Source organism: Shewanella ulleungensis (assembly GCF_014648315.1).
GTDB lineage: Bacteria > Pseudomonadota > Gammaproteobacteria > Enterobacterales > Shewanellaceae > Shewanella > Shewanella ulleungensis.
The window spans coordinates 719,157-745,005 of sequence record NZ_BMQW01000001.1; the positions used below are offsets into that span (position 1 = coordinate 719,157).

The 25,849-nt window shown below is 40.7% G+C and carries 18 protein-coding genes; 10 read left to right on the forward strand and 8 right to left on the reverse strand.

The features are described 5' to 3' along the window. Positions 1-77: 77 nt before the first annotated feature. A complete protein-coding gene (locus IEY40_RS02995) occupies positions 78-2,792 on the forward strand; it encodes a bifunctional acetate--CoA ligase family protein/GNAT family N-acetyltransferase (RefSeq protein WP_188953164.1) in 2,715 nt (904 codons plus the stop codon). A gap of 114 nt (positions 2,793-2,906) precedes the next feature. Here IEY40_RS02995 and IEY40_RS03000 read toward each other — a convergent pair whose 3' ends face one another. Continuing rightward, the gene (locus tag IEY40_RS03000) at positions 2,907-3,929 is read right to left on the reverse strand and encodes a GGDEF domain-containing protein (protein ID WP_188953166.1); all 1,023 of its coding nucleotides are present in this window, start codon (positions 3,927-3,929) and stop codon (positions 2,907-2,909) included. 246 nt (positions 3,930-4,175) lie between these two features. Between IEY40_RS03000 and eco the strand changes: the two genes are divergently transcribed. Beyond that, positions 4,176-4,730, forward strand: a complete 555-nt coding sequence (gene eco, locus IEY40_RS03005) for a serine protease inhibitor ecotin (RefSeq protein WP_188953168.1) — start codon at positions 4,176-4,178, stop codon at positions 4,728-4,730. Between the two features lie 294 nt (positions 4,731-5,024). Here eco and IEY40_RS03010 read toward each other — a convergent pair whose 3' ends face one another. The 5 genes from IEY40_RS03010 to pssA all read right to left on the reverse strand — a co-directional run bounded on the left by IEY40_RS03010 (position 5,025) and on the right by pssA (position 10,239). Next, the gene (locus IEY40_RS03010) at positions 5,025-5,300 is read right to left on the reverse strand and encodes a hypothetical protein (RefSeq protein ID WP_188953170.1); all 276 of its coding nucleotides are present in this window, start codon (positions 5,298-5,300) and stop codon (positions 5,025-5,027) included. Then, the gene (locus tag IEY40_RS03015) at positions 5,297-7,309 is read right to left on the reverse strand and encodes a RecQ family ATP-dependent DNA helicase (RefSeq protein WP_188953172.1); all 2,013 of its coding nucleotides are present in this window, start codon (positions 7,307-7,309) and stop codon (positions 5,297-5,299) included. The genes IEY40_RS03010 and IEY40_RS03015 overlap by 4 nt, the downstream gene beginning before the upstream one ends. Positions 7,310-7,490: 181 nt before the next feature. After that, positions 7,491-7,850 (reverse strand): hypothetical protein, encoded by a 360-nt coding sequence (locus IEY40_RS03020; RefSeq protein ID WP_188953175.1) that lies wholly within the window; start codon positions 7,848-7,850, stop codon positions 7,491-7,493. A 156-nt stretch (positions 7,851-8,006) separates the two neighbouring features. Then, positions 8,007-8,816 carry a tRNA-uridine aminocarboxypropyltransferase gene (locus tag IEY40_RS03025; RefSeq protein ID WP_188953177.1) on the reverse strand — a complete coding sequence of 270 codons (810 nt, stop codon included), beginning with the start codon at positions 8,814-8,816 and terminating at the stop codon, positions 8,007-8,009. Positions 8,817-8,898: 82 nt separating this feature from the next. Beyond that, positions 8,899-10,239, reverse strand: coding sequence for a CDP-diacylglycerol--serine O-phosphatidyltransferase (pssA, locus tag IEY40_RS03030; protein WP_268244193.1), 1,341 nt, complete (start codon positions 10,237-10,239; stop codon positions 8,899-8,901). Between the two features lie 603 nt (positions 10,240-10,842). Here pssA and dacB point away from each other — a divergent pair. The 7 genes from dacB (at position 10,843) to katG (ending at position 22,343) form a co-directional block, all read left to right on the forward strand. Then, on the forward strand, positions 10,843-12,486 hold the full coding sequence (gene dacB, locus IEY40_RS03035) for a D-alanyl-D-alanine carboxypeptidase/D-alanyl-D-alanine endopeptidase (protein ID WP_188953181.1): 1,644 nt from the start codon (positions 10,843-10,845) through the stop codon (positions 12,484-12,486). A 131-nt stretch (positions 12,487-12,617) separates the two neighbouring features. Continuing rightward, positions 12,618-14,030, forward strand: coding sequence for a TonB-dependent receptor (locus IEY40_RS03040; RefSeq protein WP_188953183.1), 1,413 nt, complete (start codon positions 12,618-12,620; stop codon positions 14,028-14,030). 337 nt (positions 14,031-14,367) lie between these two features. After that, entirely contained in the window at positions 14,368-15,957 is a 1,590-nt protein-coding gene (locus IEY40_RS03045) for a putative bifunctional diguanylate cyclase/phosphodiesterase (protein ID WP_229776989.1), read from the forward strand. A gap of 156 nt (positions 15,958-16,113) precedes the next feature. Beyond that, complete coding sequence (locus IEY40_RS03050) at positions 16,114-16,407, forward strand: DUF2607 family protein (RefSeq protein WP_188953185.1); 294 nt, start codon at positions 16,114-16,116, stop codon at positions 16,405-16,407. Positions 16,408-16,574: 167 nt separating this feature from the next. Continuing rightward, complete coding sequence (locus tag IEY40_RS03055) at positions 16,575-18,665, forward strand: TonB-dependent siderophore receptor (RefSeq protein ID WP_188953498.1); 2,091 nt, start codon at positions 16,575-16,577, stop codon at positions 18,663-18,665. Continuing rightward, entirely contained in the window at positions 18,655-19,827 is a 1,173-nt protein-coding gene (locus IEY40_RS03060) for an acetyltransferase domain-containing protein (RefSeq protein WP_188953186.1), read from the forward strand. The genes IEY40_RS03055 and IEY40_RS03060 overlap by 11 nt, the downstream gene beginning before the upstream one ends. Before the next feature lie 329 nt (positions 19,828-20,156). Further along, positions 20,157-22,343, forward strand: coding sequence for a catalase/peroxidase HPI (gene katG, locus IEY40_RS03065; protein ID WP_188953189.1), 2,187 nt, complete (start codon positions 20,157-20,159; stop codon positions 22,341-22,343). 98 nt (positions 22,344-22,441) lie between these two features. On the opposite strand, the gene pgm is transcribed toward katG, so the two are convergent. Together pgm and seqA are read right to left on the reverse strand one after the other, a co-directional pair. Further along, a complete protein-coding gene (gene pgm / locus IEY40_RS03070; RefSeq protein ID WP_188953190.1) occupies positions 22,442-24,085 on the reverse strand; it encodes a phosphoglucomutase (alpha-D-glucose-1,6-bisphosphate-dependent) in 1,644 nt (547 codons plus the stop codon). A gap of 41 nt (positions 24,086-24,126) precedes the next feature. Continuing rightward, a complete protein-coding gene (seqA, locus tag IEY40_RS03075; protein WP_188953192.1) occupies positions 24,127-24,762 on the reverse strand; it encodes a replication initiation negative regulator SeqA in 636 nt (211 codons plus the stop codon). A 295-nt stretch (positions 24,763-25,057) separates the two neighbouring features. Between seqA and IEY40_RS03080 the strand changes: the two genes are divergently transcribed. Further along, the gene (locus IEY40_RS03080) at positions 25,058-25,831 is read left to right on the forward strand and encodes an alpha/beta fold hydrolase (protein WP_188953194.1); all 774 of its coding nucleotides are present in this window, start codon (positions 25,058-25,060) and stop codon (positions 25,829-25,831) included. Positions 25,832-25,849: the final 18 nt, after the last annotated feature.

Sequence of the window (25,849 nt, forward strand, 5' to 3'; positions counted from 1 at the left end):
TAACATATAGCAACTTCATCATTTTATTGAGAATATGCTAATCTGATTGTCATCGGTTGTAACCAAAGGACGCCACCATGAGCCAACGCAGTATTCACTCGTTATTTAAGCCCACTTCAGTTGCAGTGATTGGTGCGTCCAATGGGAATAAACGCGCCGGAAAAGGCGTCATGAAAAACCTTTTATCCAGTGGGTTTTCGGGGCCAATTATGCCGGTTACCCCTAAATACACTGCCGTAATGGGTGTCTTAGCTTATCCCAACATTGAAGCATTACCGATAAAACCTGACTTAGCCATTATCTGCACTAATGCCCAAAAAGTACCTAGTATTGTTGAACGATTAGCCCAATTTGGCTGTAAAGTCGCAATCATTATGGCTTCTGGCATGGCATCACAAACCGATGAGCACGGTAATAATTTACTCGCACTCACCAAACAATATGCTAAACGTTACGGTATGCGTTTACTCGGCCCCAACAGTTTAGGCATGATATTGCCATCTATTGGCTTAAATGCCAGTTTGGCTCATGTTGGCGCATTACCTGGTAAAATTGCCTTTGTGTCCCAATCGGCTGCAATTTGCACCACGGTTTTAGATTGGGCAAACAATAAAGGCATTGGGTTTTCCTCATTTATCTCTTTAGGTGATGCTACCGACATCGACTTTGATGAATTACTCGATTACTTAGGTCGAGACAGTAAAACCAGCGCAATTATGCTCTATATCGATTCAATCAATGAAAAACGACATTTCTTGTCAGCCGCTCGCGCTGCATCGCGCAACAAACCTATTTTTGTGATTAAATCTGGCCGCAGCCATGAAGGTGTAAAAGCTGCAATGCTCCACACAGGCGGTATTGGCGGTAACGATGCAGTCTATGAAGCAGCATTTCGACGTGCAGGTATGCTAAGAGTAAACGATTTAATTGAACTCTTTGCGGCTGTTGAAAGCCTTGCCCATTCAACCTCACTAAAAGGTGAGCGATTAGTTATTATGAGTAATGGTGGAGGCCCTGCGGTACTTGCCGCTGATGAATTAATTATTAAAGGCGGCAAGTTAGCACAACTATCTGACGACACCATAAACGAACTTAATAAAATTTTGCCCGACACCTGGTCAAGGCAAAACCCTATCGACATGATTGGCGATGCAGACCACCAGCGTTATGCCAAAACGTTAGATATTTTAATGAAGAGTAACGATGCCGACACCATTTTAGTATTGCATTCACCTTCAATATTGTCGGAAAGTGTAGAGATAGCCACTAGCCTAATCGATACCATTAGCCAACACCCAAATCGCCATAGATTAAATATTTTAACCAACTGGAGTGGGGAAGATTCTGCATACCTTGGACGGAAACGTTTTACTAAAGCAGGTATCCCAACTTATCGTACCCCTGAGGGGGCAGTGCGCGCCTTTATGCACATGGTTGAATACCGTCGCAACCAAAAACTGTTGCAAGAAGTACCATTATCAATTCCAGACAACATTCCGGCTGATCGTAATGTTGCCAAAACGCTGTTACAACAGGCCCTCGATCGCGGACAAACTGTGGTGGAGACACATCAAGCTGTCGATATTTTAAAAGCTTATGGCTTAAATACTATTGATACCTGGTTTGTCAGTGATGTAGATGAAGCCGTCAATGTAGCCAATAAAGCCGGCTATCCAGTAGCGTTAAAAGTTCAATCACCTGATTTACTTTATAAATCTGACGTACATGGTGTGGTATTGAATTTAACTTCAGATGAAGATGTCAGCCACGCAGCACACTCCATTATCGACAGGGTTCATCAAATTAACCCTAATGCCAAAATAGATGGCTTAATCATTCAAAAAATGGCATTAACTGCGGGCGCACAAGAGATTAGGGTATCGGTAATCAACGACCCGGTATTTGGCCCCGCCATTTGTTTAGGTGAAGGCGGCTCTGAATGGGATCCAACACGAGATGCGGCAGTAGCATTACCACCATTGAATATGGCGTTGGCACGTTACATGGTTATCCAAGCGCTTAAAACCAATAAATTGCGCGACAGACATTTACCACTCGGCCTTGATATGAACGCCTTGTGCCTAATGCTTACTCAAATATCGCACTTAATTATTGATTGCCCTGAGATTGCCGAAATAGATATTAACCCAGTGCTAGCTGCTGGAGAAAAAATCACTTTATTAGACGTTAATATGCGGTTGCATGATAGCCCACAAGACAATATCGGCCGCTTAGCCATTATGCCTTACCCTAAAGAGTTGGAACAAACCTCAACGCTTAAAAACGGCTTAACTGTAATGCTAAGGCCAATATTGCCCGAAGATGAGCCCAAACATTTGGAATTTGATAACTCGCTTAGCGATGAAGACAGATACAAACGCTACTTTGGTGTACGCTCACGCATGACCCATGAAGAAATGGCAGTATTGACTCAAATCGATTATGCACGCGAAATGGCCTTTATTGCCACAACCACCTCAACAGAAGGTAAAGAATTAACCTTAGGTGCCGTAAGAGCTTCTATTGATCCTGATAATACCGAAGCTGAGTTTGCCATGGCAGTTCGCAGCGATTATCAAGGGATTGGCTTAGGCAAGCTATTGTTAGAAAAGCTCATCTCTTACTATAAAAATAACAACACCTTATATTTAACCGGTTTCACTATGTTCGAAAACCGTAATATGGCTAGCTTGGCTAAATCATTAGGTTTTACTGTATCGTTTGATATGGAGGAGCATCTTATTAAAATGCACATGGATTTAGAAAACCAAGATAAACAAGTTGAGTCATAAAGCAAAAAGCCATCATCATAACTGATGGCTTTTTAGTTAACCTTAAATTACAGCTCTTAGGTTAGAGTGACTAAGTCATAGCTCCTAGGTCACACAGCTCCTAAGTCATCGTGCTTAGGCAAATTTAACGCAGTTACGCCCTGAAGCTTTGGCTTTATACAGTTGTTCGTCTGCACGGGCTAACAAGGTATCGACATCATCGCCAGTTTGCAGAGTAGCCACTCCGATTGACACCGTAATATGACCTAAATTCTGTTTCTTTTCTTTACCAATCGACAATTGTTTTAGCGAAATACGCTCGCGTATTTTCTCGGCGACATTAACTGCATCATGTAATTTGGCATTGGGTAACATCACCACAAACTCCTCACCGCCATAGCGCGCTACTAAGTCATCACCTTTTACCGTTTGTTTCATCGCTAAAGCCACATAAGCTAGCACTTTGTCACCAATTAGATGACCAAACGTATCGTTAAACAATTTGAAATGATCGATGTCAATCATCAACAAACTACAAACTGTTTGTGTATCGGTAAATTTAGTCATCTGTTCAGCAGCAAATAACTCGTATGCTCTACGGTTATTAAGCGATGTCAGTTCATCTGTCATTGCCACTTTACTTAAATTGTCCATCTCACTTTTAAGGTTGGCAATTTCATCTGACAAAGACACTAAAGTTGTCGACATATGACGATTATTAGCGATCACTTGCTCAACTTCTGCAGCAATACTCAACACAATTAAGCTCAGTTCGTCTGCATCAGGTTTTGTTTGTAACTTAGCGCCAAACTCACTTAGGTTAGAAGAGAAAGACTCTGTACCTTCACCAAGCTGTTGAATTTTATGTACCAAACTGTTGATCAATATTTGGGTTTCTATTTGGACGTTTTCGATAATTTCAGGCGAACGCTCTTCAATAAAGCGATTGTACAATCCTAAATTAACTTCTGGAGTAAACTTAACATCATTGGCGATAAGCCCATCGATAGCACGTTTTAAATTGAGGTTGGATTCGGAAAAATAATCAAACCAAATGGCATAGTTTTCCGGTGTTACTGGAATTGCCAACTCAGACATTTTAGGTAGCGCTAAACGCAATATGTGCGAGGTTTGTTCTAGGTTTTGATTATTATGCATCGAGAACGATACCTTATGATAAAAGCAATGTGTCAAAGGTTATCAGTATGTTATGTCATACTTATCAACTAAACTCAATTATTGTTGTTAATATTAGTTAAATAGTAAGCAATCTTTTATTTATAAATTTAGTGTAAAAATAACCCTTTTGATACCGCGTTACGTTTAGAGACATTCAGTACGTTAAGAAAGACACTATTACAGGCCACATCTATGGTCTTTGCCATTACAGGAGATCGGTTAACCATGAAAACAACAAAACACTTAACACTGCAGATATTTGGACTCAGTGCCTTAGTTGTCTGTGCATTTGCTGGTTATGCCATGCCAAAAGTGGAGCAACCACAGTTGCAAACGTTGGCGATTAAAACAAGTGTCATGGACAATAATAATTATGAGGCTCAAGTTGAAACCAAGATGTACCCTGCCCCAAATGAAAACATGGTGCAGCATATACTTACCCTGCCAAAGCTTAATGATGAGTCTCAATATTTAATCGAAATCCAAATTGGCCAGAATAAACTGGTTGATTGTAATAAGGTGCGCCTAATGGGCGAAATACATACATTATCATTAGATGGTTGGGGATATCCTTACTATCAAGTTGACAGCATGATTCAAGCCCCAAGCACTAAAATGATGTGTACCGAAGCCAAAACAGCCCAATTTATTAGTCTTAATGACACCATAACTCAAGAATATGACAGCCGTTTAGCTAAAGTCTTTTATCTTCCAAAAGAAGCGCAATTACGTTATCGCATTTGGCGCGCGGCCAGTGAATTTAAGTTTAGTGGTCAATAATAGGCGCATTAATCATAGCCTATAAAAGAAATGGTAATTTATTGATAATAAAAAGTATTAATTTGATGTGACGTATTCACTAGAGGGATTGATAGAGTGTATTGATATAAAGAGTTGCTATAGAGAATTGATATCCAGCACGAGTTATCAGATATCGAAAATCTTGCCAACATACCAAACTCGCCAATATTAAACTCGCCATTGAAAACTCGCCATTGATGAACAAGCAGCAATCGCTCTATCATCAATGGCGCAGACAACCGGCGCTAATGACTGTATTGAAATTAACGATCACTAATAGCGTCGTACTCTCACGACTTGCATTATTTCAATTTCAAAACCGGCAACCACTTCTTTTGAGGGATAATAAATTAAATTGACCTTTTGCCCTTGCAAGCTCTTAAACCGTTTAGGTCGCTTATATTTAAACGGGACATCGCAATTTTCAATCATCAAGGTTTGCAATACCCAATCATTGGTTTCACGCTGAGTATGCGAGATTACAGTTACACCTTCAGTTTGCACTAAATTGGCGTGTTTCTTTAATAATGCTTCAGGAACGGGTTTCATGAATTCACCTTCTTAACAGCATCCAGAATATCTTGATATCGATAAGCACTAAAACGACCAAAGCCATCTAATTGTTTAACCTTCATACGGCTAAACCTTGGCATCACCATGCCAGCTAAAAACTTAGCCTGTGTTGCTATGGTCACAGTGGGTAACGATTTTGCTTGGGCCACTTGGTGTAGTGGCGTTAGCATTGCAGCAACGTTAGCCGTATCTGGTAATGGAGCCAACGTCTGTTTAGATAATACCGCAATTTCGCCTCGACAAACACTGCAATGCCCACATGTTTTCGGTGCAGCTTGATCATCAAAATATTGAGCTAACGCAGCACTTAAGCAAGTGTCGAGTTCAAAAAAAGCCACCAGCTTACCAATACGCACAATTTCTTTATGCTCATTTCCACCAAAGTATTGCGCTAATTGTTGCGTCAATTGCAGTCTTTGCGATTCGCTGCTTAAGGCCTGTTGCTTAACACTGTATACCTGAGTGATCTTTTTGGTTTCGAGAATAATTAAATTTTGATCAGCTAAATATTCTAGTGCGGCTACAACCCTTTGACGTTCGCAACCATATTGTTGGTACAAACTGTCAAAATCCAATTGTCCCCAGATTTTTTTAAACTGAGTATGCTCAAACACCTGGTTTAAAAACGCTTGGCGTTCTGCATTAAAGCGATTGAGGATTGCTTGCTTATCTTCAATAAAGCGATATTTAAAATCGGCAAAATAAGCAAAGCTTGGTTTAATGACATCCATCAGCTCTAATTGTACAAATAACGTTTTAAGCGGCAATGTACGAATATTACACGCTGTAGATAACGATAACTCTTGTACTTCCCAGCGACCTTGATCTGTTTCGCTAGCGATAATATCCAATAAGTTAGCAATACTTTCAGGCTCTGGAGTATCTCCGTAGACGAAGTTTTCAACCGTATTCAACCCATCAAGATTAGCTAAGGTTATACAGTGAGACACATTACCGTCTCTTCCTGCTCGGCCTATTTCTTGGCTGTAATTCTCAATCGATTTAGGTAGGTCATAATGCATCACAAAACGAATATCCGATTTATCGATACCCATGCCAAATGCAATGGTTGCCACAATAACCTGTACGTGATTATCCATAAATTGTTGCTGAATATCCTGGCGATCGTCTTGCTCCATACCGGCATGATATGCACGCGCATTGACACCTTGGCTAACTAAATATTGTGCAACCTCTTCTGCAGTTTGCTGCAAGGTGACATACACAATGCCTGCGCCGCAGTGGTTAGCAGCAGTAAAATGTTTAACATAGTGTGCTAGATGGTTATTTTTATCTTGTTGGCTTACAGCAACCACTGATAGATCAAGATTAGGTCGGTAAAAACCCGTTTGAATAATTTGCTGTGGCGAAAGCTCAAAGCGCAATGCCATATCATGCTTAACTTGCTCTGTGGCGGTCGCAGTTAATAACAAGGTTTGTGGGATGGAAAATGCAGCACAAAACTGCGGAATTTTTAAATAATCTGGACGGAAGTTATGCCCCCACTCTGAAATACAATGGGCTTCATCAACCACTAATAATGAAATAGCCACAGAGTGCAAAAATTGTCTAAAACGTTCGTTCTTAAAACGCTCAACCGACACCATTAAAATCCTTGTACGATTGTCGCGTACATCTCGCATGACTTGCTGGGTTTGCTCGTAAGTTAAGCTTGAGTCAATACTGGCGGCTGCAATACCTTTACTGGCTAAAAAAGCTAACTGGTCTTTCATTAAAGCCAGTAAAGGTGAAATAACTAAGGTCAGATTTGGTAACTGTTGTGCACAAAACTGATAACACAAAGACTTACCTGAACCGGTAGGAAATATTGCCAACGCTGAATGACCCGATAAAATCGTTTTTATTGCCGCTAGTTGTCCTGACCTGAATTGTTCAAAGCCAAATTGTTGTTGCAATAATTGGTGTAGATTTGCATCGTTTAGCGTTGATGTATCGCTAAGATGAATAGCGTCACTCGTTGACATAAATAATCCCTATGAAGGTGATTAAACCCAAAACTGCATAGGGTCAAAAAATAAAATGGTTAGCTTAAGCCTAAGACTAATTTGTTATTGCTACAGCATCTTTAAAGCACGCTTTTTAGTTGTTAATGCTTGGCTTAGTTACTGATATTAAAGAGTGTTACAGCTAAATGACGGTTTGTTGTTAAGGCACATGTTTACGTGCAATATATTGATTGATCAATTGGGTTAGTTTGTCTTCAAACCGCTCTTCTATAGTGTCGAGGTTTTGCTCAAACGATTGCACAAATTTAATCGCTTTGTCGCGAGGTAAAACTTTACCTGCAAGGCTATATTGGATTTCAACTAATGATTTATCAAAACGAGGTGAAATAAACCACTGGCAAACATCTGCATTGAGGTTCGCTAAGGTTCGTTCAGCGAGCTGGCAAAACGTTTCTATATGATCAACACCATCAGGGCCTAAACAACCGGGTTCTAAGCGAAATAAAATTAATAATTTTTGCGGACTGTATTGCCGAGTACTATTGAGCAAGTCTTCCATAATATGGTTAAATAATCCTTAAGCAATTGAGTTCGATTGTTGAGTGTTATGTTACTTGATCTTAACCACAATTTCATCGATATACCATCCTACCCATTGCATTTACTGCTATTTAGCATCCCGCAAAAACGATGAATATGCAAATACAGTATTGGTTTATTTATCACATTGCTTTTGCGTTAGGCTTGCAGCTAATGCATCGGTAAATGCCTCTATGTAATTAGCAATCGGTGTTAACGTTTCTTTTGCACGCCGATTACGACCAAGCAACGATGATTCGACAAATAAATCAAACCAAGCAGATAGTGCTGCGCCATTTTGTGGCTCTTGTGCAGCCGTTAATGCCAGTGAGGCCACTTCCGCCGTACCTAATTGAAAATCATGGCTACCTTTGCGTAGTGCATAAGTCGCTAACGTTTCAGGGGCAAATGACAACACCGGCATATGATGCAAATAAGGGCTTTTTCGATACATTTTAATCGCCTCACGCCAGCTACCATCAAGCATCACTAATAATGGTATTTTTACAGTACCATTTATTTGACGCAAATTGTCGGGCAAAATTTGATTTACGATAGCCTGCTGGTTTTCAATATATTGCTGAGGAAATACTAAATATGGCTGGTAGCGCTCATCCGCTAATAGAGCCAACATTTGTTGGTCGGTATCGGTCCGCGTCCATAAAAATGCGTGAGTGTCAGGGATTAGATCAGCAATAAGCCTTCCACTGTTAGTCGGTTTCAGCACTTCATCATTGTACATCAACAACATAAAACTAACCTGAGTCACCAAATATTGACGATGTTTACAGGTGCAAAATAATTCACCCAACAAGCACAATTCACAGCGAACAAGCTTTTTACCCCGCGCACCGAAGGGTTTGGTCGACAACGATTTTCGATAAGCATGTAAGCGATGAACCGCGTGGATAGGTGCTTTAGCTTTTGAATTAACAACTGGATTCATATAATGCTCTGGTGTGAAAAAACTTCACCACTCATTGGAGTGGTGAAGACAATTAGATAATAAGGCTATGCTGTAGCGAAGATTATAGAATACGGCGTAATAAAAAGTCAGCTTTTAAACGACGGATACGATTCATAACCTTTTTTACCGGTTTAGGGTATTTGTGTAAGGTATCAATCTGGCTGTAGTGAAAAAGTCTTTCGGTGTGCAACAAAATATGTTGCTGTTCAGCAACAAACGATTCTTTCCAGCTCCCCGACTCATCATGCAATAACAAGCCATTTTCTAAATCTAATGCCCACGCTCTAGGGTTAAGATTAGAACCTGTGATCAGGTGTTTGCGGTTATCAGCGCTGATGCCTTTTAAGTGAAAGCTGTTAATGCCATCTTTCCACAAATGAATGTTTAGCTGTCCGTTTTCGATTGCCCATTGCTGACGTTTAGCAAATTTACGCAACGATTGCTCATACATGTATGGCAGAGCGCCAATGGTCGAAAAATCTTGTTCTGGCGGAATATAAAAGTCATTAGCCGTTTTGTCGCCTACAACAATATCTATCTTTTTACCCTCGCGCAGATGTTTAGCTAAAGCTCGGCTTAAAATCGCTGGTGGGTTAAAATAAGGCGTACAAATAAACAAATGTTGTTTAGCGCCTTCAACTAACTTAATGACAGTGTCGTTTAGTAAATTGTTTTTACGCCCTAGCCCTAATAATGGTGTAACGCGATTTCCCACAGTAGTCGTTTTGTATTGATAATGCGCTTGAGACAGTCTGTGTTTAAAGCTTTTAATATCTTGTTTTTCTGGGTTGATTTCGTTTTCTAATGGTTGAGTCAACACACTAACAGCTGAATCATTGACGATATCTTGCTTGATCATATCTCGCATACTGCGCGCCAACTCGGCACATTCAATAAGGTGATAACGATCAAATCGATATTTGTCTTTTTGTTGCAGATAAATATTATTAATACTCGCGCCACTGTATATAACCGCGTCGTCAATAATAAAGCCCTTAAGGTGTAAAACCCCCATGAACTCACGCGATTTTACAGGCACGCCAATAATGTCAAATGGATGAGATGCTTCGGCCATCAAATTACGGTACATAATATAATTACCACTGTCGCCTTTATGACCAATTAAGCCACGACGTGCGCGATGATAATCAACTAATACTTTGATGTCTAAATCTGGTTGGCGCGCTTTAGCGGCTAACAACGCATGCAACACTTCACGTCCAGCTTCATCGTCTTCAACGTATAAAGCAGCAATGTAAATTGATGATGTTGCCGACGCAATTCTAGCTAATAATGCCTGTTTAAAATCTTGGGGGTTTAGTAACCAAGAAACAGCATCAGCTTTTAGCGCAATACCACCTAACTTATCCAGCAAGGCATCCTCCTTAAAATGAGCGCTCATCATAGCTGATGAGCAAAATAACAAACTTCACGGCCTATGGTTATGGTTATGTGGGCGGTGATATTTCTACACTGTGTGCGTTAATTAAATAAAGCAGTAGCAATTTCTCTGTGTGATATTATCTCTGTTTTATCTAACCACGATAAGACGTCTATCATAAGCTAAAGCGCGGTTTATTTTCAGTCTCATTGGCCGTAATAGCGACATAACACAAGTAAAATATGTTTTTGCCGCGTAATTTAGCTGATAGAAATTACCGACTAACAAGGTGATGAGCAAGATGTTTCTTACTTTAGAGCGGTTTTAATGGCTTTCATTGGCCAAAAAAAACACAACAGAGTTAAATAATTACCAATCTGCTGACTAACTGCGCAGCGGTATTCGCTTGCAACATGCCCTTTGCCATTCAAAATAAGGCATTTAGCTAGCTAACACAGAAAGATAAACACCAATTGAATTAATTGACGTAGAGCGTGCATATGTTTGCAATATATTTAGCCTGTTAGTGTAATAGTCGTATCAGCGAATAATTTGTTACGCTAAAATAGGTAAACATTGTAAAGCATTGATCATAATCGCACGTTGACTAAGTTGTAGGCCTATATGTATTTACCGTTTTTAACGGCGTTATCCCAAAACAAACCGCAACAGCCTAGTATTAAGCGTATTTGGACTGCTTTTGCCAGTTTAAGTGTTATGGCGCATGTTGTTGTGGCACCGGTTGCTAATGCAGAAATAACCGTACCGCAGCACTTCGCCACTGAAACATCATTAGCCTCTGATGAACCAGCCCCCAACCCCACGACACAATACTTAGATAGCATGTTGCAGTTACTTAAACCGGCATACTCGCAACTCGGCATTAGCGTGTGGGACATGACGACCCAACAAGCGGTATTTACTTACAATAACCAATCATTAATGCAGCCCGCCAGTATTCAAAAATTACTCACGGCTTTAGCTGCAACAAAGCAGTTAGGCCAGGGGTTTTACTATGAAACGCAACTAAGCACTTATAGTAAAAATCCTATTAATAGACAACAGGTCAATAATGGCATTTACCAGGGTGATATTTACATCGAGTTTAGTGGCGACCCCACGTTAACCTACCAAGATCTTCAGCAATTACTTACCTCACTAAAACAATTGGGCATTCGTAAAATTGACGGTCAAGTCGTATTAGTCAGTGAGCAAGATAGCCAATTACAAGCTCCAGGCTGGGTGTGGGACGATTTAGGCATTTGTTACGCGGCACCAATATCACCGTTTATTATCGATAAAAATTGTGTCTATGGACGTTTATCAACTACAGGCTACGACAAAACAGCCAGTATTAACATGATGGGAAAACGTCCAATTAACATCACTAACGATGCTTACTTTGTGAATCCGGTTGCTGCCAAATCACAATATAAGGCTGCGCCAACAGGCTCGGTTTATACTCAAGCCAATAGCCAGCCTGCTTGCATGCTGACACTGAGTCGCTTTGACAATAATCGTTACCATCTTACAGGGTGTCACGTTGGAGCTAAATCATTGCCGCTAGCGATCGCCATTACTGATCCTGCGCTTTATGCCCAACACATCGTGGCAAAACAATTGAAGGCCTTAGGCATACAGCATAACGCACCTATGGTATTGAGTCGCGCGCAGCTCACACCTACACACGGTCAGCGGCGATTAATTGCCAGTCATCACTCTGCCCCGTTAACTGATTTGTTATCAACCATGCTATTAAAGTCCGATAATTTAATTGCAGACAGTTTATTAAAAAAAGTCGGTGAAGTTTATTTTCAAGCACCAAGTGACTTTGCTCGCAGTAGCCAAGCCATGAAAGCGATTCTGTATTCTCTAGGGATTGATTTGGCCGATGCCAATTTAGCTGACGGTTCTGGATTGTCTCGTTATAACTTACTCAGTGCAGAACAAGTACTCAGTGTACTTACTACGGTTTATCGAATGCCTGAATACCACTTTTTACTCGATACCCTGCCTGAATCAGGTGTCAGTGGCACCTTGCGCTATAAACGCTACTTTAATAAATCACCGTTAAAAAATCATGTATTTGCCAAAACTGGCAGCATGTTAGGCGTAGCTAATCTAGCCGGTAGAGTCAAGGCCAGCAACGGCCATGATTACTTGTTTGTGCTCATCGAAAATGGCTTAAGCCCACAAATTAAAAAACAACAAAAAGCGCCTTTTTCGGCCGTTTTTTTACAAACAATGTTGGATGTGCCAATCAACTAATCGGCGTTAACATTCAAGCCGCTGGCACAATAAAAACTCAATAATTTCAATCTAACACTGACAGATATAGACTGTTACGATAACATTGTTGACAGGCAGTAAACGTTAGTTGTAAATCGTGTGGAGATATTATGGATAAGCAAGTCAGTTCACGTGGCACCAAAGAAAAAGCACTTCGTCTCAATTTAGATGAAAAGAAATACGGCACGATTGTTGAAATTGGCGCAGGCCAAGAAGTGGCACGTAACTTCTTTGTAGCGGGTGCGGCAGCCGGAACGATCGCTAAAACGATGTCTGCATACGATATGAAGTTCTCTGATGCGATTTACGGTGTGCAAGAAGATGGCCGTTATGTCAGTAAAGCTCGTGTATTGGCCATGATGGAGCAAGAATTCGATCTTGTTGTCGATCGTGTCGGCGGCGTTCGTTCTAAATCATCACGGTATTTTAGTTATGCAACCACCGTGGCCGCTAAAAGCTTTAATCGTAAAAACGAATGCCATGCTTGGTGTGGTGTTCGCATTCAAATGTACCCAGGTGCAGAACCATCAAACATTATTGTTCATGTGCGCATGTTTGACGATACCGCTGAAGCTCAGCAACAAGCGCTAGGTATTTTGGGTGTAAACCTCATTTATGCCAGTTACTACTATTTTGAAGACCCAAAAATGATTATCGACTCGTTAACCGATAACATGAAAGCCAATCGAATTGAAATTGATTGTATCGACTTTCAAGGGCCTTACTTTGAAGATGTTGATAATCAAGCTAAAAACATCCACCTTATTCGTAGTTGGAAAACTCGTGCGATTATGTTTAAAGCTGACGGCAGCGTTGCTGTACCGGCTGACATGTTGTACAAAAAGAATGTATTAACCATTCGTGGCTCGTTTAAGCCCATCACTAAACTCAATGTTGATATGATTGAGCAAGGTTATAAAGCCTTTTCGACACAAGAAGGCATTACCGATAAAAATACCGTGTTAATTGCAGAGATATCGCTCAATGACCTTCACGGCAAAGATGCCAATATGTCTGAAAAAGACATAATGGAACGCGTTAAGTTACTTAATTTATTAGGCTATAACGTGATGATATCGGATTATACTCGTTACTTCTCATTGCGCGCTTATTTCCGTCAATACACTCAATTGCAAATAGGAATTGTGGTGGGAATCGTCAATATTAAACAAATTTTCGACGAAGAATATTATCGTGGTATGGAAGGCGGTATTCTTGAAGCCTTTGGCAAGTTATTCCCAGATAACACTCGTTTATTTGTGTATCCTGAACGCGATGGCAAAGGTGAAGTAAACGATTTAAACACTCTTAGTGTGCCAAACAATCTGCGTTACTTATTCCGCCATGTTCTCGATAATGGTTTTATTACCAGTATTGAATCAAGTAACCCAGAATTATTTAATATCTTTTCTAGAGAAATTTTACAACAAATCTGTCGTGGCCAAGGTGAATGGGTTGATGCCGTTCCTGATGCCGTAGCTAAAGCCATTATGGAACAAAAGCTATTTGGATACAGAGGGTAAACCTCGCTATCGATTAGCCGTTAACAGCATAAAATGCGGTAATATCAGTGATGATATTACCGCATTTTTATATTGTAAAAACGTCAAATAAAGCACAAAACCAAATATTACACTATGGTTATATTATCGCTTTGGTAGCGTTTGATTGAAAAACTTAATCACACTTGACTGGCTGGAGTATTAAGTTACGTCGAATGGACTCAATACACCGTAAACTGATTTAATCCCGTCTTATGATTACACGCTATAGTCAATACTCTTAACTCGAATAAGACGTTGTTCTTTTGTTGAGTATATGCAGCTCTTCCACCCAGTTCATTGACACAGGAAATGACGATTGTTACAGATATTAGCTTTGTTAATGCTTGTATTAGGGATCGGGTTATTAGTTTACAGCTTACGAGCAGTAACTGATATTTGCCATAAAGACACCAGCCTAGGATGGCGAATACTTCGCGCACTCATTGTCTTTTTTATAATGGGATATCTCGGCGTATTTTATTATTTGAGTGATCGTAATCAGGTCGCACCTCCAGATATTATTTTTTGCGTAATAATGCTCTTTGGTGGGGGCTTTGTAGTATTAGTGACTCGCCTTAGCTTGCTCAGTTTGCTTAAAGTTGAAAAGCTAGTCATAAGTGAGCGTAATATTGCCCTACACGACAGCCTAACAGGCCTACCTAATCGCAAATACCTTATGGACTCGTTAACCTACCACGTCGCTGAAGCTAAACCATTTAGCTTATTATTAATTGATTTAAATCGCTTTAAACAAGTAAATGATGCACTAGGGCATTATTATGGCGACTTATTATTAATCGAGGTGGGGAAAAGTATCCAAGACCACCTTCCCCGTTCGGCACAGCTGTTCAGATTAGGTGGCGATGAATTTGCTGTCGTTGACACTCAAGTTGACCCTTCATTAATCGTTGGTACCATTAACACCGTTCATTTAGCACTCGAGAATAGCTTTTCTATTGAAACATATGACTTACTCGTTGGTGCCAGTGTGGGTGTAAGCCATTATCCAAGCCAAGCTTCAGAAATCGGTCAGTTACTGCAACAAGCTGACATTGCCATGTATTCCAGTAAAAGCCTATCCGCCCCATTTTGTCTTTATAACCAAAGCCTGAATAATAATGCAGTTGAAAAGGTCAACATCAGTGCCTTATTAAAACAAGCCATTGAATTACAAGAGTTTGAATTATGGTATCAACCGATTGTTAAATTGGACAACCAGCAATTTTATGGCGTGGAAGCGTTGATAAGATGGCCTAGACCTGATGACAGTTATTTTTGTCCAAGCCTATTTATTCCCATTGCAGAGCAAACTACGTTAATTAATCAGATTACAACCTGGGTAATGCAGCAAGTTGCTAAAGACATGCTTTATTTTGATTCGTTAGGTTTAGCCTTGTGTATTCACATTAATTTGTCAGCTAAGGATTTACATGACACAAAACTTGTTAACAAAGCATCCACGCTAATCAAAAACAACCACACATCACAAAAAGTGATGTTCGAAATAACTGAAAGTGCAATGATGATAGATGCTGAGCAAGCTAAGCAGACTATGAATTATATTGCCAAATTTGGTGGAAAATTCAGTATTGATGATTTTGGTACAGGCTTTTCTTCTCTTGAGATGTTGCGCGATTTACCCATTCAACAAATTAAGATTGATCGGTCGTTTATCAACAATATTCATCATCAGGATGCCGATCTTGCCATTGTAAAATCAGTGATTTATTTGGCTAAACATTTAGCATGTAGCGTGGTTGCTGAAGGCATAGAACACCCTGACACCGCAGATTTAATACAATCATTAGGATGCGATTTAGCCCAGGGCTATTTTTTTGGCAAACCTATGCCAAAAGACTCAGTAGGTCAATTATTGCATCAACCTATTCGCTCATCGGTCAATTAACGCTTTATCACATTTATTTAGCCGTTGATAAGCACAGTCATGCTCAAAGTTATCTCGGTTAATAAATAACACGTTAATCTGTAAATGAACATTTTGCGATTGCTTATGTAAATGCATGTCATTTACAATCGCCCTGATAAAAACAGGGGACCAGCATTGGCGCAATACAAAGACAACAAGCAATTTTTAATACTGTGGCTCATTGCCATGGTTATTTTGCTGTCTGTCGCTTCATCGGTCCATAGCATTACTCACATTGAAGACACAGCAAAACAACACAATGTTCATTGCTCGTCGTTACATCAACTCCAAAATGTGGTCACCTCTACGCCTTACATTGTACCTGTTATGGTGCAATCTTATGCGCGTCAGCAATTCCGATTAATTTCATTTGCCTCCCAATTTACGCGTTATTTTAATACCCGCGCACCACCACAAACAGTCGAATAAATTATTTCACTTATCTATTAGCTTAACGAATACCGCGGCATAAGTGCTACGTATTTGTTATGGCCAAATTTTGTTTGCTGTTTGTCGGAGAGACAATGAAAACCTTATTAAAACCAAAACTTTATTCAATAGGGGCTTACACCCTATTATCTGTTAGCGTCAATATCATGGCCGTTGAACAAGAGTTAACACCAGAAATCACTCACACTAAACCATTGTTACAAAACAACGATGAAATAGAACGGATCACAATTCACTATCGTCAAGCATATCGTGGAAATGTCGCTAGTAGTGAACTACCACAAGCCATCACACTGTTAGATAACACGTTAATACAAGACACTGGTATAACTCGCTTTCAGGATTTATTAGATTTTTCATCGAGTATCGCCAGACAAAATAATGGAGGTGGACTATGGGACAGCTTTTCATTACGCGGTTTTCCTGGGAACGAGAATATTCCGTCAGGCTACTTAATTAATGGCTTTAATGGTGGGAGGTCATTTAGTGGCCATCGAGATTTATCCAATGTTGAATATGTTGAGATTTTAAAAGGACCTGGTTCTGCACTTTATGGCCGTTCAGAGCCAGGTGGCACCATCAATATTATTACCAAAAAGCCTCAATATGAAACCAGTGGTTACATTAAGGCATCTGCTGCCAGCGAAGACCAATATAGAGTTGAAGGTGATTTTACTACAGGGCTTAGCGAAACCATTGCTTTTAGGGTTAACGGTGCATGGCAAGATTATGACAGCTTTAGAGATGAGGTATTTAGCAATAAAAAAGTAATCTCACCTTCAATACGTTGGCAAATCGATAAGGAGAGTTCATTACTTTATGAGGTGGAATACCTTAAACAAGAGCAGCTATTTGACCGGGGGATTGTAGTCATTAACAATGATATCAATACGGTACCGCTATCACGTTATTTAGGTAACCCTAATGACGGCGCCACCGTTATTGAAGCTAAAAGTCACCAGCTAACCTATGATAAACAATTAACTCAGCAATGGTCTTTATCTACAGGCTATGCCTACCGAGACTCTAGCCTTTCAGGGTTTTCATCTGATGCTGAACTAGCACAAAGCAGACAATCCTTATATGACGATGGCGAGACACTCACTCGTCAACACAGATATCGCGACTATAGCTCCGTCGACAACGCCGTACGTTTTGAACTCAGTAGTAGCCTGATGACAGGAGTATTGCAGCATAATTTATTATTGGGTATTGACGCCTATGACTATGAATTAAATACGGCTATGTCACGTTATCGTGGCAGTAAAGGTGCTTATTCAATCAATATATATCAACCTATTTATAGCGACGAGCAACCTGAAGTCAGCCTTTTATACAAAAATAAAGAGCAGCAACAAGCTTGGGGTAGTTATGTTCAAGATCAAATTGATGTAACCGAACAGTGGAAAGTCCAATTAGGCCTGAGAATAGATTCCTATAAACAAGAAATTTCCGACGATGTAAGTCAAGGTTCATCCTCACAATCGGACCAACGCCTAAGCCCTAAAATAGGTGTAGTGTATGTGTATTCAGACCAACTGAGTGTCTACTCAGTTTATTCTGAAGGGTATCTACCATTGTCTGGAACAGATTATGCGGGCAATGCTTTTGCACCTGAAGAAAGTAAATCTATTGAGTTAGGAGTAAAGTTTGATACTCAATGGTTAGCGCAAATGCCTATCAATGGCACCATTGCTATTTTTGATGCCAAAAAGAATAATATTTTAACTTCAGATCCAATCAACACGGGTTATTCAGCGACATTAGGTGCTGCGAAAAGCACTGGAGTTGAAATTGATCTTAATGCCGAAATTACCGAGGGGCTATCAGCGAGTCTCTCTTATGCCTATCTTGATACACGAACCGTTAACGAGGCTATTAATCCTGATTGGGGTGTACTTGTCAGTGCCGGTAGTCGTTTGGTTAATGTACCGAAAAATACTGCGAGTATTATTGTTAAACAAGACTTATCAGATGTAAATATTGATGGGCATCTTGGTATTAACTGGCGCTTCGTTGACTCAAGACTTGGAGATACTGTTGATCCTGATTTCCAATTAGCCTCATATCAATTAGTGGGGCTGTTTGTTAACACACGCATTAATAACAACATTAAGCTTGGTTTGTCTGTCGACAACCTTTTTAATGAGCAATATATTGCTAACAGCTATTCGGCATTATGGGCTTTTCCTGGTGAGCCACGCAGTGTCAAAGTGAGTGTAGCTTATGAATTCTAATCTACATGTTGCCGAAATGGACGGCGCAGTCAAAGCAAAACGGATCAGCAGTATCGATATGATGCGCGGCATCGTTATGCTCATTATGCTTCTAGACCATGTACGTGAACGGTTTTACCTGCACATGCAAGTAAGCGACCCAATGGATTTGAGCACCACCTCATGGGAATTGTTTGTCAGTAGATTTGCTGCGCACTTTTGTGCACCAGTGTTTGTTTTTTTAACCGGGGTGTCGGCATGGCTTTATGCTAATCGCAATCCGTTACAGCCCCGCTCAGCTCGGGAGTTTTTAGTTAAGCGCGGGTTATTTTTAATTACGCTTGAAATAATTGTGATCAACATTTCATGGATGGGCAACTATCATACATTGTGGCTACAGGTCATCTGGGTCATTGGTTTAAGTATGCTCACTTTAGCCGCGTTAATTAATTTACCCCGCCCATTCATGGGACTGTTAGGTTTTGCGATAGTATTTGGTCATAATCTATTAACTCCAATTCAATTTATGCCTAATGAGTGGGGATATAGTTTGTGGACTATCTTGCATGATCGTGGTTATTTAATTACCGACGGCATCATAAAAGTTAAAATAAGCTATCCCGCGCTCCCCTGGATGGGGGTCATTTTACTGGGTTATGTTGCTGGACCTATATTTTCAAAATCGTCTATCGCCAGCAACCGACAACGTAAATTACTCCTGCTAGGACTCGCGTGTTTAACATTGTTTATTCTCTTACGAGGCGGCAATATCTATGGCGAAACCTTACCGTGGCAATTAGGATCTAGTATTGGTGAATCATTAATGTCGATATTTAATTTAACTAAGTACCCTCCTTCATTAAGTTTTTTATTGATAACCCTCGGAGTGATGTTTATCGGTTTAGTGGGCTTTGAGCGCTTAAACAATCCGGTTGGACAAGTGTTATCGACATTTGGCTCAGTACCCATGTTTTTCTATATCTTGCATTTGTATGTACTGCTACTAATGTATGGGATCAGTAAATACTTTTTAGGATCTAATCACGGTGATCTGTTAGGCGTCGATAATATGGCTTGGGTTTGGCTAATAGCCCTTAGCCTAATGGTGTTTTTATATTATCCCGTAAAACGATTTAGTGCTTATAAACAAGCCAGTAAGCAAGCTTGGATTAAATATTTATAAGTGACAAACAGCCTCTGTGGTGTTAAATATAACTGACACCACATGCTTCCACAGCTCTTGTAGCGACCTACTCTCATTGACAAATCTTTACCATGCATCCATAAATTTAATGACCTAGATCATTATTTTGTTAGTAGTAATTCTTTAACCTAATTTGTTTATATCTGTACTATTATTAAACAGTTTTTTTAACTTCTCAGCTGTATTAGTAAAACCGATTAAACAGATAGGTAAAAGTCGCTTTAATTTGTAATCACAGTCAGTTAGCCTGAAAAGGTAATCCAATTTTGCTTAACGTTTAAGTTATTTTAGTGATAAAGGAACATCTCATGGAAAAAGCACAACAATCGCTCGGTAAGTGTCCAGTCAATCATGGCGGGAATACTTCAGTATCAAATGATGTGATGGAATGGTGGCCAAAAGCACTTAATCTCGACATCCTTCATCAGCATGACAGCAAATCTGATCCTATGGATCCAAATTTCGATTATCGCGAAGCCTTCAAATCTTTAGACCTTGCAGCTGTAAAAAAAGATCTCACCGCATTAATGACCGACAGCCAAGATTGGTGGCCCGCAGACTGGGGACATTATGGCGGATTAATGATCCGTATGGCTTGGCACTCTGCGGGCACATACCGTATTGCTGACGGCCGTGGCGGTGCAGGCACTGGTAACCAACGCTTTGCTCCACTTAATAGCTGGCCAGACAACGGCAACCTTGATAAAGCACGTCGTCTTTTATGGCCAATTAAAAAGAAATACGGTAACAAGCTGTCATGGGCAGATTTAATCATTTTAGCCGGAACAGTTGCCTATGAATCAATGGGCCTAAAAACCTTTGGTTTTGCCGGTGGTCGCGCCGACATTTGGCACCCAGAAAAAGACATTTACTGGGGTTCAGAAAAACAATGGTTAGCGCCAAGTGGATCTGAAAACAGCCGCTACTCTGGTGAACGCGATCTTGAAAACCCATTAGCTGCAGTAATGATGGGCTTAATTTATGTTAATCCTGAAGGGGTTGATGGTAACCCTGACCCAATAAAAACAGCTCACGATATACGCATTACATTTGCTCGCATGGCAATGAATGATGAAGAAACCGTCGCGCTTACCGCAGGTGGACACACTGTAGGTAAATCTCATGGTAATGGCCGGGCAGAAAATTTAGGACCGGATCCAGAAGGTGCAGAATTAGAGGATCAAGGCCTAGGATGGTTAAACAAAACTAGCCGCGGTATTGGTCGTGACACTGTAACCAGCGGGATTGAAGGCGCGTGGACCACAAACCCAACACAATGGGATAACGGCTACTTTGAACTGTTACTTAATTACGATTGGGAATTGACTAAAAGCCCTGCTGGTGCGTGGCAATGGAAGGCAATTGATCTCAAAGAAGAACATAAGCCTGCTGACGTAGAAGATCCGACGATTAAAGTCGAACCTATGATGACCGACGCTGATATGGCAATGAAAATGGACCCTGAATATCGCAAGATTTCAGAACGTTTCTACAAAGATCCAGCCTACTTCTCAGACGTATTTGCTCGCGCATGGTTTAAATTGACTCACCGAGACCTGGGACCTAAAGCACGTTACCTAGGCCCAGATGTACCAGCCGAAGAGTTAATTTGGCAAGATCCGGTGCCACAAGTTGATTACAGCTTAAGTGAGCAAGAAATCAGTGAGTTAAAAGTTAAAATTTTAGCCAGTGGTTTGTCTGTTGCCGAGTTAGTTGCAACCGCATGGGACAGCGCACGTACTTTCCGTGGTTCTGATTATCGTGGCGGCGCGAATGGTGCACGTATTCAACTTGCTCCTCAAAAAGATTGGCAAGGCAATGAACCAGCAAGACTACAAAAAGTCCTTAGCACATTAACCTCGATTAAAGCCGGATTAACAAAACCTGTTAGCATGGCAGACTTAATCGTACTCGGTGGCACGGCAGCCGTTGAACAAGCAGCTAAAGCCGCAGGCGTTAACATTTCAGTGCCTTTCTCTGCCGGTCGTGGTGATTCAACACAGGAGCAAACTGATGTTGAATCATTTGAAGTATTAGAGCCTCTTCACGATGCTTATCGTAACTGGCAAAAGAAAGACTATGTCGTACAGCCTGAAGAAATGATGTTAGACCGTACCCAATTAATGGGCTTAACAGCTCATGAGATGACAGTGTTAATTGGCGGTATGCGAGTACTGGGGACTAACTACGACAATACTCCTCACGGGGTATTTACTGACAACGTTGGCGTGCTTACAAACGACTTTTTCGTTAATTTGACTGACATGTCAAATACCTGGAAACCTGTCGGTACTAATCTGTACAACATTGTTGAACGTGGTACAAATAAAGTAAAGTGGACAGCTACTCGAGTTGACTTGGTCTTTGGTTCAAACTCAATTTTACGCTCTTACGCTGAAGTTTACGCCCAAGACGATGCAAAAGAGAAGTTTGTACAAGACTTTGTTAAAGCATGGACTAAAGTGATGAATGCCGATCGATTCGATCTCGCATAATCCTCAACGTTAGATACAAAAAAGCACTGATTATTCAGTGCTTTTTATTTTTAAGCGTTAAGGCTCAGTAAAATATACCTAAGCTATTTACACCGCAATTAGCCTTTTAAAGCAGAATCGATCATCGTTTGAGCCTGGGCGACAATACTCTCAAGGTGCTGCTGGCTAATAAAGCTTTCAGCGTAGATTTTGAATAGCGCTTCGGTGCCAGATGGACGAGCAGCAAACCAGCCATTTTCAGTAGTCACTTTAATCCCGCCAATCGCCGCATTATTACCTGGCGCATGACTTAATATCGCCGTGATTGATTCACCAGCAAGCTCAGTATCGGTAAAGCTATTTGCGTTGAGTAATTCAAACTTAGCTTTTTTCTTCAAACTAATTGGGCTATCGATACGGGTATAAAAGCTTTCGCCAAATTGGTCAGTTAATTCTTTATAACGTTGCGCCGGTGTTTTACCCGTCACCGCTAATATTTCAGCAGCCAACAGCGCTAAAATAAAACCATCTTTGTCGGTACACCAAGTACTACCATCGCGTTTTAAAAACGCAGCGCCAGCACTTTCTTCACCGCCAAAAGCAATCGTACTTTGGGCAAGACCATCAACAAACCATTTAAAGCCCACAGGCACTTCTAAACATTGACGGCCTAATGATGCACAAACACGGTCAATCATTGCACTAGATACCAGTGTTTTACCTACCGATAATGAATCAGACCATTGCGGACGATGAGTCATTAAGTAATCAATCGCCACGGCTAAGTAATGGTTAGGGTTCATTAAGCCAAAACCTGGGCACACTATACCGTGACGGTCATAATCTGGGTCGTTACCGACGCACAAATCATAATCTTCGCTGTAGGCTAACAAACCAGCCATAGCATAAGGAGACGAGCAATCCATGCGAATTTTGCCGTCTTTATCCAGCGGCATAAAGCCAAAGGTTGGGTCGACTTTGTCATTAACCAAAGTAATATCAAGCCCATATTTCGCGGCAATTTGCTCCCAATAATAAATACCCGAGCCACCAAGAGGATCGACACCTAAACGAATATTGGCTTTTTTAATCGCGTCCATATCAATCACTTCAGCAAGTGATTCTACATATGGTGCAATAAAATCAACTTCATCAATCCAGCCCGATTTAACTGCCACGCCGTAATTAATTTTTTTAACACCTGACAACTGTTCTGCAAGATATTGATTGGCTTTAGCTTCGATGATCTTAGTAATGTCACCTTCTGCCGGTCCGCCATGTGGAGGATTGTACTTAATACCACCATCTTGCGGCGGATTATGTGAAGGGGTAATAATGAGACCATCAATTAATGCTGCTGGCTTAGAAGCATTAGCACGAACAATCGCTTGCGACACAACAGGGGTAGGCGTAAATCCATCGTCTTTTTGAATCAGCATTTTGACTTGATTGGCAGTCAACACTTCAACCACTGACATAAATGCGGCATAAGACAAGGCATGGGTATCAAAACCGACAATCATCGGCCCAGTTATTCCCGCTGATTGACGATAATCAACTACCGCCTGCGTAATTGCCCAAATGTGGTTTTGGTTGAAACTAGCATTGAAAGCACTGCCACGATGACCAGAGGTACCAAATGTCACTTTTTGCTGTACGTCTTCCACGTTAGGAATAATACGATAATAATGACTCATCAATTTAGGGATATTCACTAAATCCGTTTGTAAAGCTTGCTGTCCTGCGCGTTGATGAATAGCCACAAATGCTCTCCTAGATGTAAATGAATTGGTTGATTAGAAACTTAAATATACTCTGCAATAGTGCGGGCGTATTCACTGTCGCAACCTAAATGCTCCAATACCTCAGTAAAGATGGTTTGCTTTTTGGCAGTGTTATTATTTGTTGTAACCCAAAAGCCACTGGTGCCAATTTCTTTAGGATTAGAAGACTGGCTCGATTCCAATAACGCTTGTTTAGAGCGGGCAAAATACAAACGTCCTTTGCCTTGAATATCGAGTACTTTATTAAAGTCACTGCCAGTAGACGCGTGTAAATTATCGAGCAACCACATAAAACGACCCACAGCCCCTTTTTGCTGAGCCAATAAATGTTCATTAACGATAGATTTAAATTCTATGGTAGTTGCTATCGCGTCTTGCTCGCGATTGGTTTCAGGCTCAACTTGGGCTGCAATCACTTTTTCAACGGCGGCTTTAGCTTGATTAAATAGTTGGCTACGTTGCCCCTCTGATTCGGTTACCGATACGGGTTCAGTTTCAAGGCTAGGTTCGCTAATTGAATCAGGTAAATCGACCACCACGGTTTCCACTGATAAATGCAATAAACGACGTAAAATATCCGAAGCACTCTCGCCGATGCGTTCAGTCTTGCTGGCAATAAAGCGATAAAGTTCTTCATCAATTTCAATGTATTTCATCAGAGTCATCCTTATTCTTCTATCTGTCTTAGGCTTAACGTTGGGTTAAACTTCGTTAAACACGCGGTCGCTGATCAAATTTGCGCGCAGCGATCAAAATATATCTTCAGTGTAAGCCAAGCTTAACCTACTAATAAAGTAGCAAAATCATTTAATGGCGCATATTCACTAAAAATTTTTATTTCAAGAGTAAAATTACAGCAATTATGCTTCAGACGATCTGCAAAACTTGATTTGCTTATCCCATTGCCGCAAAATTCAGCCAAATTGATTGTTGTCACGGGTTTATCGCATTATGCATTATGTTTCTCACGGTCAAGGTGAAGCGGTCCTGCTTATACACGGACTATTTGGCAACCTTGATAACTTAAAAAACCTCGGCAGTGTACTAGAGCAAAACCATCAGGTTATTCGCGTCGATGTGCCCAATCACGGCTTAAGTGAACATTGGGACAACATGGATTACCCATCTCTAGCCAATGCAATGGTTGAATTGTTAGACCAATTGAAGATCTCAGCCGCACATATTGTTGGTCATTCAATGGGAGGCAAAATTGCCATGGCCATGGCATTATTGCATCCTAGTCGTGTTAATAGTCTGGTGGTAGCAGACATTGCACCAGTAGCTTACCAACCGCGTCATCAAACAGTTTTCGCGGCGTTAACCAGTTTAATCTTTGACGAAAACACCAGTCGTAAATCGGCATTAGCCCATTTGATAAACTCAGGTATTGATGAAGGCACTTCTCAATTTTTACTGAAAAACCTACAACGTACAGACACAGGTTTTGAATGGAAAATGAATCTGGATGGTCTAATTCATTGTTACCCACGTATTATTGGCTGGGATTTGCCTATCAGCGCTGATGTGCATTTTGACAAGCCAACACTGTTTATTCGTGGTGGCGAATCAAATTATGTTACCGCAGAACACCGCGACGAAATTGTGCGTCAATTTCCTCAAGTGACCGCAAAAACCTTAAATGGCACAGGTCATTGGCTGCATGCACAAAAACCTGAGATTTTTAATCGTATCGTGTCTGAGTTTATTGAACAAAACCAAGGGTAAATTTTAATAATTTACCGT

Bases quoted from the DNA above. Each gene is read 5' to 3' on its own strand.
- IEY40_RS03020 (WP_188953175.1), bottom strand. From the start codon at position 7,850: ATGGAAGACTTGCTCAATAGTACTCGGCAATACAGTCCGCAAAAATTA.
- pssA (WP_268244193.1), bottom strand. From the start codon at position 10,239: ATGAGCGCTCATTTTAAGGAGGATGCCTTGCTGGATAAGTTAGGTGGT.
- IEY40_RS02995 (WP_188953164.1), top strand. From the start codon at position 78: ATGAGCCAACGCAGTATTCACTCGTTATTTAAGCCCACTTCAGTTGCA.
- eco (WP_188953168.1), top strand. From the start codon at position 4,176: ATGAAAACAACAAAACACTTAACACTGCAGATATTTGGACTCAGTGCC.
- katG (WP_188953189.1), top strand. From the start codon at position 20,157: ATGGAAAAAGCACAACAATCGCTCGGTAAGTGTCCAGTCAATCATGGC.
- IEY40_RS03080 (WP_188953194.1), top strand. From the start codon at position 25,058: ATGCATTATGTTTCTCACGGTCAAGGTGAAGCGGTCCTGCTTATACAC.
- IEY40_RS03025 (WP_188953177.1), bottom strand. From the start codon at position 8,816: ATGAATCCAGTTGTTAATTCAAAAGCTAAAGCACCTATCCACGCGGTT.
- IEY40_RS03000 (WP_188953166.1), bottom strand. From the start codon at position 3,929: ATGCATAATAATCAAAACCTAGAACAAACCTCGCACATATTGCGTTTA.
- IEY40_RS03055 (WP_188953498.1), top strand. From the start codon at position 16,575: ATGGCCGTTGAACAAGAGTTAACACCAGAAATCACTCACACTAAACCA.
- IEY40_RS03015 (WP_188953172.1), bottom strand. From the start codon at position 7,309: ATGTCAACGAGTGACGCTATTCATCTTAGCGATACATCAACGCTAAAC.
- IEY40_RS03060 (WP_188953186.1), top strand. From the start codon at position 18,655: ATGAATTCTAATCTACATGTTGCCGAAATGGACGGCGCAGTCAAAGCA.
- dacB (WP_188953181.1), top strand. From the start codon at position 10,843: ATGTATTTACCGTTTTTAACGGCGTTATCCCAAAACAAACCGCAACAG.
- IEY40_RS03010 (WP_188953170.1), bottom strand. From the start codon at position 5,300: ATGAAACCCGTTCCTGAAGCATTATTAAAGAAACACGCCAATTTAGTG.
- IEY40_RS03040 (WP_188953183.1), top strand. From the start codon at position 12,618: ATGGATAAGCAAGTCAGTTCACGTGGCACCAAAGAAAAAGCACTTCGT.
- seqA (WP_188953192.1), bottom strand. From the start codon at position 24,762: ATGAAATACATTGAAATTGATGAAGAACTTTATCGCTTTATTGCCAGC.